Genomic DNA, 12,479 nt, shown 5'->3' with positions numbered 1-12,479 from the left:
TAGACGGTATACCGTATGGAGTATCCTTCGTCTAGGGTCTCGACAGGGAGCGTAGAGCGGGATATTCCATACCGTATGGAGAATGCAATCCGGGACTGGCGGGGGCGGTCGTACCGGCCCGGGCCCGTCCCAGCCGACCGCACCCGCATGTTCCGGCTGGCACTCGCCGCGATGGCGGCGATCAGCCCCCTTCAGTACGGCTACGCCGCGCTGCACGCCCGGCAGGCGTCCGGGCTGACCCTGCTCGCGATCTGGATCGCCTGCCAGGCCGCCGGCGCCCTGCCCGCGCTCCACCTGGTGCGACGGCGGCGGCTCGGCGTGCGTGCCTGCCTGGCCGCCGGCGCCGCCCTGAGCGGCCTCGGCCTGGTCACCGCGGCCCTGGCGCCGAGCGTCACCGCCGCCGCCCCGATGGGGGGCACCGGCGACGCCGCGCCGATGGGGGGCGTCGCGGACCTGGCGGCGCTGCTCTCCTCCGGCGGGCTGCTCACCCTCGCCGGCTACGCCGTGCTGGGCGGGCTGGGGGCGGGGCTGGTCTACGGGGTCTGCGGCGAGGTCGTCTCCTCCTGGTACCCGGAGCGCCCTGCCGCGCGCGTCGGCCTCATCACCGGAGCCTTCGGGTACGGCGCGGTGCCCCTGCTGCTCTGGGCCGGGATCGCCCCGGGCCTGACCTCGGCCGGCTTCCTGGTCTGCGCGGTGGTGGCCACGGCCGTCATCGCCGCCGCCGCCCGCGGGCTCCGGCTCCCGCCGCCCCAGTGGTGGCCCGGCGACGTGGACCCGCGTACGCACGCCCTGGACGCGGCGCGGCTGCGCACGTCCCCTGAGGCGGTCAAGCAGTTCGGGCTCGCGCAGGCGCTGCGCACGCGCACGCTGCCGGCACTCGCGCTCATGCTGGTGTGCGCGGGGGCGGTGTCGGTGTTCGACGTGATCGTGGTGGCGGGCACCGGCGCGTGGGGCGCGCTGGCGCTGCTGGTGGCGTTGAACGGGGCGGGCAGGTCGGTGGCGATGCGGGCGGCGGAGCTGTTCGGCCGCCGCCGCGTGCTGGCCGCCGTCTTCGGCGCGCTGGCGCTCGGCCAGGTCCTCCTGGCGGTGGCCGTCCAGAACGCGGCAGCGGCCCCCGCCCCCCTCGGCACGGCCACGGCAGGCAGCCCGTTGCTGTGGCTCGGGGCCGTGGCGGCCGGGCTGGGCGGCGGCGCGTTCTACCCCCTCCTGGCGAGCCTCGTCCGCGAGCTGTTCGGCACCGAACGCGCCACCGAGATCCACGCCGTCGTCTACAGCGCCAAGGCCGTGGCGGGCGTGGTGGCCGTGACCCTGGCCCTCAGCGCCCTGACGGCCCCCGGAGCCGCCCTCCTGGCCGCGGCGGCGCTGGCGGCCCTGCCCGCCCTGGCCACGCCGCGCCTGCGCATCCCCGGTCTGCCCGCCACCATCCCCCTGTGACAGCGGTGCCGCGCGAGACGCGACGCCGTGTAACACAACGGGCCGTGACGCGACGCTCTGTGACGAGACTCACGGCCACGCAGAACCCCCAGACGGTATGCTGTAGGCAGTCGACCAAAAACCGTAAAGCACCCAAACCTGGAGACGTCACCATGTTGCTGTCGGATCAGGCCGGTCAGACGGCGGCCCCCAAGATTGCGCGCCCGGCCACGCTCAGGGAGAGCGTGATCGAGGCTATCCAAGAGCTCATCGTCTCCGGCCAGCTCAAGCCCGGCCAGCACCTCGTCGAGAGCGAGCTGGCCGAGCTGCTCGGCGTCTCCAGGCAGCCCGTACGCGAGGCGCTGCAGCAGCTCAGCGGCGAGGGCTGGGTGGATCTGCACCCCGGCCAGGGCGCGTTCGTGCACGTCCCCACGCTGGAGGAGGCCGACCAGCTGCTCGCGGTGCGCACGCTGCTGGAGACCGAGTCGGCCAGGCTCGCCGCGCTGCACGCCGGCGAGGAGGGTGTGAAGCGGCTGCGCGCCCTGTGCGAGCGCGGTATCGCCGCCGTGCGGTCCGACGACGTGGACGGCGCCGTGGCGACGAACTCCGAGCTGCACACCCTGGTGACGGCCCTGTCGGGCAACCGGGTGCTGGCCGAGCTGGCCGCGCAGGTGGCCAGGCGGGTGCGCTGGTACCACACGCCGGTGGCCCGCCAGCGGGGCATGGCGTCGTGGGAGGAGCACCAGGCCCTGATCGACGCCATCGACGCGGGCGACGAGGACCGGGCGGCGCAGATCATGCGCGAGCACACCGAGCACACCCGCGCCTCCTACATGGAGCAGCGGGAGAACGAGCCCGCCGAGCCGGCCCCCAAGCCGGTCCGCCGGCGCAGGCCGCGCCAGCTCGGTTGACCTGACGTTCACAGAAATCCACATGCTCCGAAACACCTCGGGTAGAGGGTGGGAGCAAGACCGACAGGAGGTGTGTGACCGTGAAGGCGTTCTGGCGCTTTCTTCTTGGTGATCCTCTGGGCCAGCCCGCCGACGGCCGTGCCATCGGCATCGGCCTCAGCGCAGCGCTGAAGAAGCACTACTCGGCAGACGAAGCGGACCGCTACCTGCGCGAGTGGAGCGCCCAGCACCAGCACGACGTACGCGAGCGACCGCGCCGCTGAGCCGCGGCAGGGGGGCGGCCACCCGTAAGCAGCCACCGGCCCCCGCGCGCGGCCCGGTCAGCGATCCGCGGTTTCCGGCTCCTCCACCTTCTTCTTGGCGTCGCGAGACGACTTCACCAGGCTGAGCACCGTGGTGACGGCGAGAGTGCCGAGGATGACCCCCAGAGACACCATGATCGGGATCTCCGGCGCCCAGGACACCCCGTCGTGGTGCAGCGCCTCCAGGATCAGCTTCACGCCGATGAAGGCCAGCACCACCGACAGCCCCTTGCTCAGGTAGACCAGCCGGTCGAGCAGGCCGCCGATGAGGAAGAAGAGCTGCCGCAGCCCCATGAGGGCGAAGGCGTTGGCGGTGAACACCAGGTAGGGCTCCTTGGTGAGCCCGAAGATGGCCGGGATCGAGTCCAGCGCGAACAGCAGGTCGGTGGTCCCGATGGCGACCATCACGATCAGCATCGGGGTGACCATCCTGCGCCCGTGGTGCACGGTCAGCCGGGCGCCGTGGTAGGTGTCCGTCGTCGGCAGCACCCGGCGTACCGTGCGCAGGGCGAGGTTCTCGGAGAACTCCGCCTCCTCGTCCTCGTGCCCGATCAGCTTCCACGCCGTGTAGACGAGGAAGGCGCCGAAGACGTAGAAGAGCCAGTCGAACCTGGCGACGGCCTCCGCGCCGGCGGCGATGAAGCCGCCGCGCATGACCAGCGCCAGGATGATGCCGATGAGCAGCACCTTCTGCCGGTACTGCCGCGGCACCTGGAACCGGCTCATGATCAGCAGGAACACGAAGAGGTTGTCCACGCTGAGCGAGTACTCGGTGATCCAGCCGGCGAAGAACTCGCCGCCGTGCGCCGGGCCGGACAGCAGGAGCAGGCCCACGCCGAAGGCGACGGCCAGGCCCACGTAGAACGAGACCCAGCCCACGCACTCCTTGAAGCTGGGCTCGTGCGGGTTGCGGGCCACGAGCCAGAAGTCGAGCGCGAGTATCAGGCAGAAGCCGCCGATGGTGGCGGCCCAGACCCAGAACGGCAGTTCCATGGCCGGAACCATCTACCTGCCTCCCTTCCTGCTGCTCCTGCGCGAGCGGACGATCCGGGCGAAGCGCAGGTACTTGTCCAGCAGCTCCTGCGCGAGCGGGTTGTCGCCGGCCCTGCGCATCAGCCAGTGCGGCATGAACCGCTCGTGCACCCAGAGGAAGCCGATCGCGAAGCCGAGGGCGATCATCGCCTGGTACGCCAGGAACGGCCCCACCCCTTCGAGCAGGGCACCCGTCGGGGACAGGATCTCCTGCGTCAGCCGGGACACCGGGAAGGCGGCCATCCAGTACAGGCCGACGGGGCCGAAGGTGCCAGGGCGGAAGACACCGTGGCCGAGCAGCATGCTGTAGAGGCCGCCGAAGAGGGCCAGCGGCATGGCCAGGGCCAGCGCCGCCAGTCCGGCCATGCCGGTGGACTGCCCCGCGAGCAGGGTCAGCCCACCGGCGATGGCTCCGGCAGCGGCTCCGATGGACGCCCCAGGGAGGGCGAGTTCGAGGCTGTGCCGTCCGACCATCAGCCCACGACCACGCCGTAGGCGAACAGACTGTAGAACAGCATCCCCAGGTAGAACACCGCGCCGAAGCCGATGATGATGTTCGTCCACCACTTCGGCCTGATCGGCTTGGGCAACATGCGGTTGTTCACCAGGAGCAGGGTCACGCAGTACGCGCCCATCGCGAACGTCGACAGGAACGCCAGCGTGTCCAGGATCCCGCTGGGACCGTCGGCCGGGCCGAACAGCAGGATCAGGATGCCGAAGAGGATCACACCCCACAGGAAGATCCCGTACAGCCGCGACATGCCGAACTTCTTCGCCCCGGGGACGAAGTTGTAGGTCATGTCGGCCTGGCCGCGCGAGAACGAGTCGAACAGCCCGAGCGTGGCGTTCAGGCCGATCAGCGCGATGAAGCCGAGGAACACGGTGCCGAGGACCGTGCTGCCCGCCGAGGAGACGGCGTTGGACATCGCGCTCAGCGCGACCTCACGGTCGTCGCCCTGGATGGCCGTCCGCACGCCGGGGTCGAGCCGCACCGCCGACTGGGCGATCACCGTGAAGGAGACCGTGACCAGCATGGTGACGCCCCAGAAGAGCAGGATCGCGTCGAAGGTGACCCAGCGCCGCCAGCCCTTCCACTTGGCCATCTCATCCGCGTTCTCGGTGTCGAACATGAAGCCGCGGTTGGGCCGCTCCTCCTCCTCGCCCGCGTGGGCCAGCCCGCGCACCTTCGGCTGGTGCGCGCCCATGCCGGCCCCGGAGTCGCGCAGGTGCAGCGTGTACCACATCTGCTGCATGCCGGAGGGGCCGGCGAAGGCGCAGGCGCCCACGATGACGGGGAACCAGGTCGCCGTCATGGCCTCGGGCGGCAGGTAGCCGAAGGAGAACATGCCGGTGATCGTGGTGACCACGTCGCTCCAGGAGCCCACCATGGCCGCGACCACGGCGGTGCCCAGCACGAGCGCGCCGATCAGCAGGGAGAGCACGTTCTCGAGCAGGTTGTAGATCACCTTCGCGAGGGTGAAGACCACGCCGACGAGGATCAGCCCGGCGATCGCGGTCACCATCCAGGGTATGCCGGTGATCTCCTCGAACGCCGCCGCTCCGGCCGACAGGTGTCCCGGCCAGATGTAGACGGCGATCGCCACGACGAAGAAGAACCACATCAGCGGTTTGAACACCCTGGCCGCGCCGGAGAAGATGCTCTCCCCCGTGGCCATGGCGTAGCGGGCCATCTCCAGCATGACGAAGGCCTGCAGGGTGACGCCGATCAGGAACAGCCACCTGATCTCGGGCCCGAACAGCAGCACCAGCCGGGGCCACATGTACGACTCGCCCATGCCCACGCCGAGCGCGACGAGGAACACCGTCGGCCCGATGAGGTGCACCGAGGGAGGCGCGTCGGGGAGCTTCCTGAAGGGCATCGGCTCAAGCCGGCCCGCTTTCCATACTCGTTGATCCTCGACCGGCGGCGTGGCCGTCGCCGGTGGTGTGTTCGATGTGTCCACCTACGGACCTCCTGGGGGGTTTGTTGCCTTCCTCTGCGCCCCGAATTGCCCCCTCGCCTGGCGCTGCTGTGCTCGGCTCTTAGCCCAGCAGCCCGGCCGCCCTGGCCCAGCGGTACTTCGCACCGAGGACCGCCACGGGCTTTTCCGTCGTGTACGGGTACGCGACCACGCCGTGCTCGAACAGGTACTCGCTGGCCTCCTCAACCTCGGTGTCGCCGGCCAGTGACGCCACGACCGGCTTGACGTTGCCCTTCGCCCGCTCCTCCGCCACCACGCGGGCGATCAGCTCGGCGAAGACCATCGGCGGCGTCACGATCGTGTGCCAGTAGCCCAGGACCAGCGCGTGGATGCGCTCGTCGGCCAGGCCGAGGCGGACCGTGTTCTCGTAGGTCGAGGGTGGCTCGCCGCCGGTGATGTCGATGGGGTTGCCCGCCGCGCCGAACGGCGGGATGTAGGCGCGGAACGCCTTGTCCAGGTCGTCGGGGATGTCCATGAGGGTCAGCCCCGCGTCCACGATGGCGTCGGACAGCAGCACGCCCGAGCCGCCCGCGCCGGTGATGATGACGACGTTCTCGCCCTTGGGCGCCGGCAGGATCGGCAGCGCGCGGGCGTACTCCAGCATGTCGTTCAGCCCGGGCGCGCGCACCACGCCGGCCTGGCGGAGGATGTCGTCGTAGACCTTGTCGTCGCCGGCCAGCGCGCCGGTGTGCGAGCCCGCGGCCCGCGCGCCCATCGCGGTGCGGCCCGCCTTGAGCACGATGACCGGCTTCTCCTTGACCACCCGGCGGGCGGCCTCGACGAAGCCGCGTCCGTCCTTGAGGTCCTCCAGGTGCATGGCCACGGCCTTGGTGTTGTCGTCCTGCTCGAAGAAGGTCAGCAGGTCGTCCTCGTCCACGTCGGCCTTGTTGCCTACGCCGACGATGGCCGAGACGCCCATCTTGGTGGTGCGGCTGAAGCCCAGGATGGCCATCCCGATGCCGCCGCTCTGGGAGGTCAGCGCCACGCTGCCGCGCACGTCGTACGGGGTGCAGAAGGTCGCGCAGAGGTTCTCCGGCGTGTAGTAGTAGCCGTAGATGTTGGGGCCGAGCATGCGCACGCCGTGCCTGCGGGCGATCTCGACGATCTCCTGCTGGCCCTCGACGTTCCCGGTCTCGGCGAACCCGGAGGGGATCATCACCGCGCCCGCGACGCCCTTCGCGCCGACCTCCTCCAGCGAGGCCGCGACGAACTTGGCGGGGATCGCGAACACGGCCACGTCCACGTCGCCGGGCACGTCCGCGACGCTCTTGTACGCCTTGCGCCCCATGATCTCGTCGGCCTTGGGGTTGATCGGGTAGATCTGCCCCTGGTAGCCGCCGTTGATGAGGTTCTTCATGACCGAGTTGCCGATCTTGCCGGTCTCGGCGGAGGCGCCGATCACGGCGACCGAGCGCGGCTTGAAGATGCGGTTCATCTGCCGCAGGATCTCCTCGCGCGGCAGCCGCTCGACCTCGGCCTGCGGCTCGCCGATGATGATGCGCACGTCGGCGGCGACCGCGCCGTTCGCGTCGGCGAAGACGGGGTTGAGGTCCACCTCGACGATTTCGGGGAGGTCCGTGACGAGCCTGCCCACGCGCTCGATCAGGCCCGCCAGCGCCTGCCTGTTCGCGGGCTCGGCCCCACGGGCACCGCGAAGCACCTCGGCCGCTCTGATGTCGTCCAGCATCCCCAGCGCATCATCACCCGAAACCGGGGCAAGTCGGAAGGTCACGTCCTTGAGGACTTCGACCAGCACGCCTCCCAGGCCGAACGCGATGACCTTGCCGAAGGTGGGATCGGTGACCGCGCCCACGATGACCTCGTGGCCGCCGCCGACGAGCTGCTGCACCTGGATGCCGTCGATCCTGGCGTCCGGGTTGTAGGCGCGGGCGTTGGCCAGGATCGTCTCGTAGCCCTGCCGCACCTCCTCCTCGCTCCTGAGCCCGACCAGGACGCCGCCGGCGTCGGTCTTGTGCAGGATGTCGGGCGAGACGATCTTCAGCACGACCGGGAGCCCGATCTCCCCCGCCAGCCGCGCCGCCTCGTCGGCCGAGGTCGCCAGGCCCTCGCCCGGAGTGGCGATGCCGTACTCCTGGCACAGCTCGCGGCCCTCGGGTGCCGTCAGGGCGGTGCGCCCCTCGGCGAGCGCCTTCTCGATGACTTCCCTCGCGCCCACGTCAGATGACTCCGTTCGACTTGAGTTCGGCCAGCTCCTCGGCGCTGACGCCGAGCTCGCCGTAGATCTCCTGGTTGTGCTCGCCGAGCAGGGGCGGCGTGCGCACGTCCACCGGCGAGTCCGACAGCTGCAGGGGGCTGCCCACGGTCACGAACTCGCCGCGCGTGGGGTGGTCGACCTTGACGACGATGCCCTCCTGCTGGAGGCTCTCGTCCTCCACCAGCTCCTTGGTGGACAGGATCGGCCCGCACGGGATGTTCTCGGCGTTGAGCCGGTCCAGCACTGCCCACTTGTCGTGCCGGATCGTCCACTCCTCGATGAGCTGGAACATCTTGTCCAGCTTCGGCAGCCGAGCCTCCGGCGTCGCCCACTCCGGGTCCTCGGCCAGCTCGGGACGGCCGATGATGGTGGCGATCGGCTTCCAGCCGACCGGCTGCACGATGACGTAGATGTAGTCGTTCGGGCCGCCCGGCGCGCAGCGCACCGCCCAGCCCGGCTGGCCGCCGCCGCTGGCGTTGCCCGAGCGCGGCACCTCGTCGCCGAACGTCTTGTTCGGGTACTCGCGCAGCGGCCCGTGCGCCAGGCGCTGCTGGTCGCGCAGCTTGACGCGGCACAGGTTCAGCACGGCGTGCTGCATGGCCACCTGTACGCGCTGCCCGCGCCCCGACTGCTCGCGCTGGTAGAGGGCGGCCAGGATGCCGGCCACCGCGTGGATGCCGGTGCCCGAGTCGCCGATCTGGGCGCCCGTGGCCAGCGGCGGGCCCTCCTCGAAGCCCGTGGTGCTCATCGAGCCGCCCATCGCCTGGGCGATCACCTCGTACGCCTTGAACTTGGCGTACCTGCCCTGGCCGAAGCCCTTGATCGAGGCGTAGATGAGGCGGGGGTTGAGCTCCTGCAGACGCTCCCAGGAGAAGCCCATGCGGTCCACCGCGCCGGGACCGAAGTTCTCCACCAGGATGTCGGCGCTCTTCACCAGCTCGGTGAAGATCTCCTTGCCGCGCTCGCTCTTCATGTTGAGGGTGATGCTGCGCTTGTTGCAGTTGAGCATCGTGAAGTAGAGGCTGTCGACGTCGGGCAGGTCCCGGAGCTGCTGCCGGGTGATGTCGCCGGTGGGGGCCTCCAGCTTGACCACGTCGGCGCCCAGCCACGCGAGCATCTGGGTGGCCGAGGGGCCGGACTGGACATGGGTCATGTCGAGGACGCGGACACCTTCGAGAGCCTTCATCTCAGCGTTTCCCCTACTTGTACATGGTCTGGTTCATGGTTCCGGGGGCGTACACCTCTGGGTCGACCCAGACGTTGATCAGTGAGGGCTTGCCCGACTGGCGGGCCCGCTCCAGCGCGGGGCGGATCTCGGCGGGGTCGCGCACCTCCTCGCCGTAGCCGCCCAGCAGCTTGGCGAACTCGCCGTACCGGATGTCGCCGAGGGTGTTGCCGACGCGGGCGCGGTCCTCGCCGTACTTGGCGGCCTGGCCGTACCTGATCTGGTTCATCGAGGAGTTGTTGCCGATGACGCCGATGAACGGCAGGTCGAAGCGGACCATCGTCTCGAAGTCCCAGCCGGTCAGGCTGAAGGCGCCGTCACCGAACAGGCAGAGCACCTCCTTGTCGCGCCGCGCCTGCTTGGCGGCCATCGCGAAGGCCATGCCGACGCCGAGCGTGCCGAGGGGGCCGGGGTCCATCCAGTGGCCGGGGGACTTGGGCTGCACGACCTGGCCCGAGAAGGTGACGATGTCGCCGCCGTCGCCGATGTAGATCGTGTCCTCGGTGAGGAACTCGTTGATCTCGTGCACCAGGCGGTAGGGGTCGATGGGCTGGGCGCCGGAGAGCTGGCGCGGCAGCCGCTTCTCGTAGGCCTGGGTCTCGACGTTGCGCAGCTCCTCCAGCCACTCCTTGCGGCGGGCCGCGCCGTTCTCGATGCGGCCGCTGGCGGCCTGCGCCGCGGCGGCGAGGATGAGGCCGGCGTCACCGACGATCCCGAGGTCGATGTCGCGGTTCTTGCCGACGGTGCGGTAGTCGAGGTCGATCTGGACGACCTTCGCGGTCGGCGACAGGCGCTTGCCGTAGCCCATCCGGAAGTCGAACGGGGTGCCGACGATGATGATGAGGTCGGCCTCGGTGAAGGCGTACCTGCGGCTGAGCTGGAAGTGGTGCGGGTCGCCCGGCGGCAGCGTGCCCCGGCCCGAGCCGTTCATGTAGGCGGGCACGTTCAGCGAGCGCACGAAGTCGATGGCCGCGTCGGTCGCCCGGCACGTCCAGACCTGGCTGCCGAGCAGGATGCACGGCTTCTCCGCGTGCGCCAGCATGTCGGCCAGCCGCTCGACGGCCTCGGGGTCGCCCGCCTGGCGGGTGGAGGCCCGGTACTGGCCGGCCGTGGGGATGCGGGCCTTCTCGATCGGCACCTTGGCGTCGAGCACGTCCCGCGGGATCTCCAGGAACGACGGCCCCGGCGCGCCGTGGTAGCACTCGCGGAAGGCCATCGACACGATGTCGGCCACCCGCTCCGTGCTGGGCACCGTGGCCGCGAACTTGGTGATCGGGGTCATCATGTCCACGTGCGGCAGGTCCTGCAGCGAGCCCATCTTGTGCTGGCTCAGCGCGCCCTGCCCGCCGATGAGCAACATCGGGCTCTCGGCGCGGAAGGCGTTGGCCACACCGGTGACCGCGTCGGTCGTGCCCGGGCCGGCGGTGACGACCGCGCAGCCGGGTTTGCCGGTGATGCGCGCGTACCCGTCCGCCGCGTGCGCGGCTACCTGCTCGTGGCGTACGTCGATGACCTCGATGCCCTCATCGACGCAGCCGTCGTAGATATCGATGATGTGGCCACCGCAGAGCGTGTAGATCACGTCCACGCCCTCGGCTTTGAGCGCCTTGGCTACGAGATGACCGCCAGAGATCGTTTCCGACATCATGCCACCCTTTCCCGGCGACGAAATGCTGTCTTCCGCATACTGCATACCGTATGAACGCAATGGTTACTCGCTCGCGAACGGTGTGTCTAGCCCCCAGGGGGCAACTCGATCAGTTCGATCTGCTCGCCCCGACCCCGTCCATCGCGGAGACGTCCACGCCCGGCTCCGGCACCAGCGCCCGCACCGGCCCCGCCGGCGGCCTCCGGGCGCCTCCGGTCACTTCCACCACTGGTCCATGCCGCAACAGGGCCATCGACACGCTCCTTGACCCGCGTTTTTCCATACTGTATACGGGATACACGATCCGACGCGAGAACGGGAGCGCAGCATGAAGGTCGCTGTTCTTGGCGCCGGCGCCATCGGCGCATACGTGGGGGCCGCCCTCCACAGGGCGGGAGTCGAGGTGCACCTCGTCGCGAGAGGCGCGCACCTCGAGGCGATTCGCCGCGCCGGTGTGCGGGTGCTCACCCCCAGGGGCGACTTCGTCGCCCATCCCCATGCCACCGACGACCCCACCCAGGTCGGCCCGGTGGACCACATCTTCCTGGGCCTCAAGGCGAACAGCTACGCCTCGGCGGGCCCCATGATCCGGCCGCTTCTGCACGAGTCCACGAGCATCATCGCCGCGCAGAACGGCATCCCGTGGTGGTACTTCCACGGACTCAAGGGCCCCTACGAGGGCTACCGCATCGAGAGTGTCGACCCGGGCGGCGCCGTGACGGACGCGCTGCCCCTGCACCGTGCCATCGGCTGCGTCGTGTACGCGGCCACGGAGATCGAGGAGCCCGGCGTCATCCGCCACCTCGAAGGCACCCGCTTCTCCATCGGCGAGCCGGACGGCACGCTGACGGAGCGGTGCGCCGCCTTCAGCCAAGCGGCCGTGGAGGGCGGCCTGAAGTGCCCGGTGGAGCGCGACCTGCGCCGGGACGTCTGGATCAAACTCATGGGAAACATCGCCTTCAACCCGATCAGCGCGCTGGCCAGGGCCACGATGGCGGGCATCTGCCGCCACGACGGCACCAGGGAGCTGGTCGTGGCCATGATGCGGGAGACGGTGGACGTGGCCAGGCGGGTGGGCTGCGATCCGGGGATCTCCATCGAGCGCCGTCTGCGCGGCGCGGAGAAGGCGGGCGAGCACAAGACGTCCACACTCCAGGACCTGGAGAAGGGCAAGCCACTGGAGCTCGACGTGCTGCTCGCGGCGGTCGTCGAGCTGGCCGACCTCACCGGCGCGGAGGTGCCCACACTGCGGGCGATCCACGCGGTGAGCGACCTGCTGAACGAGAATCTCGTCCGTGCGGTCTAGCTCTGAATACCGTAGATTGCATACCGAATGGGGGGATCATGAGCTATGACCGCCTGACCCATCCACTGATCCGTGACAACGGGGTGCTGCGGCAGGCGTCGTGGGAGGAAGCGCTGGACCGGCTGCTGATGGTGTCGGGCCGGACGCCGTTCGAGCTGGTGCGGAAGGCGGTCATGGGCGGCGTGCCGGTGCCGGCCGCCGTCTCCGCGCCGTCCTCGCCGGCGGTCGAGCCGGCCGAGGAGCAGGGGCTGACGCTCATCGGGTTCCTGCGCGGGAGCTCGATGAACGTCCACACGGGCGAGCGGCGGCTGCGCCCCACAGGCGTCACCCCGGGCGCCGGCAACGGCTCTGCCGGCGCGCGAACACCGGGGTGATGACGGGATGCCGCACGGCGCGCCTGGCCCCCAGCCGCCGTCGGCATCCCACTACCATGGCCAGATTTTGA

Annotated in this window: 11 protein-coding genes; 5 read left to right on the top strand and 6 right to left on the bottom strand. The window is 70.1% G+C overall.

Going from position 1 to position 12,479, the window contains the following annotated elements:
• Positions 1-75 precede the first annotated feature (75 nt).
• The 3 genes from LCN96_RS12545 (at position 76) to LCN96_RS12535 (ending at position 2,587) form a co-directional block, all read left to right on the top strand.
• Positions 76-1,434 carry an MFS transporter gene (locus LCN96_RS12545; protein WP_225272767.1) on the top strand — a complete coding sequence of 453 codons (1,359 nt, stop codon included), beginning with the start codon at positions 76-78 and terminating at the stop codon, positions 1,432-1,434.
• Positions 1,435-1,586: 152 nt separating this feature from the next.
• Complete coding sequence (locus tag LCN96_RS12540) at positions 1,587-2,324, top strand: GntR family transcriptional regulator (RefSeq protein WP_225272766.1); 738 nt, start codon at positions 1,587-1,589, stop codon at positions 2,322-2,324.
• Positions 2,325-2,404: 80 nt separating this feature from the next.
• Complete coding sequence (locus tag LCN96_RS12535; protein ID WP_225272765.1) at positions 2,405-2,587, top strand: hypothetical protein; 183 nt, start codon at positions 2,405-2,407, stop codon at positions 2,585-2,587.
• A 57-nt stretch (positions 2,588-2,644) separates the two neighbouring features.
• Here LCN96_RS12535 and LCN96_RS12530 read toward each other — a convergent pair whose 3' ends face one another.
• The 6 genes from LCN96_RS12530 to LCN96_RS12505 all read right to left on the bottom strand — a co-directional run bounded on the left by LCN96_RS12530 (position 2,645) and on the right by LCN96_RS12505 (position 10,728).
• The gene (locus LCN96_RS12530) at positions 2,645-3,619 is read right to left on the bottom strand and encodes a TerC family protein (protein ID WP_225272764.1); all 975 of its coding nucleotides are present in this window, start codon (positions 3,617-3,619) and stop codon (positions 2,645-2,647) included.
• A gap of 12 nt (positions 3,620-3,631) precedes the next feature.
• Complete coding sequence (locus tag LCN96_RS12525; protein WP_225272763.1) at positions 3,632-4,132, bottom strand: hypothetical protein; 501 nt, start codon at positions 4,130-4,132, stop codon at positions 3,632-3,634.
• Entirely contained in the window at positions 4,132-5,538 is a 1,407-nt protein-coding gene (locus tag LCN96_RS12520) for an Nramp family divalent metal transporter (RefSeq protein WP_225272762.1), read from the bottom strand. The genes LCN96_RS12525 and LCN96_RS12520 overlap by 1 nt, the downstream gene beginning before the upstream one ends.
• Positions 5,539-5,701: 163 nt before the next feature.
• Positions 5,702-7,816 carry an acetate--CoA ligase family protein gene (locus LCN96_RS12515; RefSeq protein ID WP_225272761.1) on the bottom strand — a complete coding sequence of 705 codons (2,115 nt, stop codon included), beginning with the start codon at positions 7,814-7,816 and terminating at the stop codon, positions 5,702-5,704.
• Between the two features lies 1 nt (position 7,817).
• Complete coding sequence (gene frc, locus LCN96_RS12510; RefSeq protein WP_225272760.1) at positions 7,818-9,041, bottom strand: formyl-CoA transferase; 1,224 nt, start codon at positions 9,039-9,041, stop codon at positions 7,818-7,820.
• A gap of 13 nt (positions 9,042-9,054) precedes the next feature.
• On the bottom strand, positions 9,055-10,728 hold the full coding sequence (locus tag LCN96_RS12505; protein ID WP_225272759.1) for a thiamine pyrophosphate-binding protein: 1,674 nt from the start codon (positions 10,726-10,728) through the stop codon (positions 9,055-9,057).
• Positions 10,729-11,056: 328 nt separating this feature from the next.
• On the opposite strand from LCN96_RS12505, the gene LCN96_RS12500 reads away from it, so the two are divergent.
• Together LCN96_RS12500 and LCN96_RS12495 are read left to right on the top strand one after the other, a co-directional pair.
• Complete coding sequence (locus tag LCN96_RS12500; protein ID WP_225272758.1) at positions 11,057-12,034, top strand: 2-dehydropantoate 2-reductase; 978 nt, start codon at positions 11,057-11,059, stop codon at positions 12,032-12,034.
• Between the two features lie 38 nt (positions 12,035-12,072).
• Positions 12,073-12,408, top strand: a complete 336-nt coding sequence (locus tag LCN96_RS12495; RefSeq protein WP_397351883.1) for a formate dehydrogenase accessory sulfurtransferase FdhD — start codon at positions 12,073-12,075, stop codon at positions 12,406-12,408.
• Positions 12,409-12,479 lie beyond the last annotated feature (71 nt).

This window comes from Nonomuraea gerenzanensis (assembly GCF_020215645.1).
Lineage (GTDB): Bacteria > Actinomycetota > Actinomycetes > Streptosporangiales > Streptosporangiaceae > Nonomuraea > Nonomuraea gerenzanensis.
The sequence above is the reverse complement of the archived record's forward strand: the minus strand, read 5'-3'. Positions and strand labels throughout refer to the sequence as shown.

What these genes read in the sequence shown, in the direction of transcription:
- LCN96_RS12525 (WP_225272763.1), bottom strand. Translation starts at nt 4,132, where the DNA reads ATGGTCGGACGGCACAGCCTCGAACTCGCCCTCCCTGGGGCGTCCATC.
- LCN96_RS12495 (WP_397351883.1), top strand. Translation starts at nt 12,073, where the DNA reads ATGAGCTATGACCGCCTGACCCATCCACTGATCCGTGACAACGGGGTG.
- frc (WP_225272760.1), bottom strand. Translation starts at nt 9,041, where the DNA reads ATGAAGGCTCTCGAAGGTGTCCGCGTCCTCGACATGACCCATGTCCAG.
- LCN96_RS12530 (WP_225272764.1), bottom strand. Translation starts at nt 3,619, where the DNA reads ATGGAACTGCCGTTCTGGGTCTGGGCCGCCACCATCGGCGGCTTCTGC.
- LCN96_RS12520 (WP_225272762.1), bottom strand. Translation starts at nt 5,538, where the DNA reads ATGCCCTTCAGGAAGCTCCCCGACGCGCCTCCCTCGGTGCACCTCATC.
- LCN96_RS12545 (WP_225272767.1), top strand. Translation starts at nt 76, where the DNA reads ATGGAGAATGCAATCCGGGACTGGCGGGGGCGGTCGTACCGGCCCGGG.
- LCN96_RS12500 (WP_225272758.1), top strand. Translation starts at nt 11,057, where the DNA reads ATGAAGGTCGCTGTTCTTGGCGCCGGCGCCATCGGCGCATACGTGGGG.
- LCN96_RS12540 (WP_225272766.1), top strand. Translation starts at nt 1,587, where the DNA reads ATGTTGCTGTCGGATCAGGCCGGTCAGACGGCGGCCCCCAAGATTGCG.
- LCN96_RS12505 (WP_225272759.1), bottom strand. Translation starts at nt 10,728, where the DNA reads ATGATGTCGGAAACGATCTCTGGCGGTCATCTCGTAGCCAAGGCGCTC.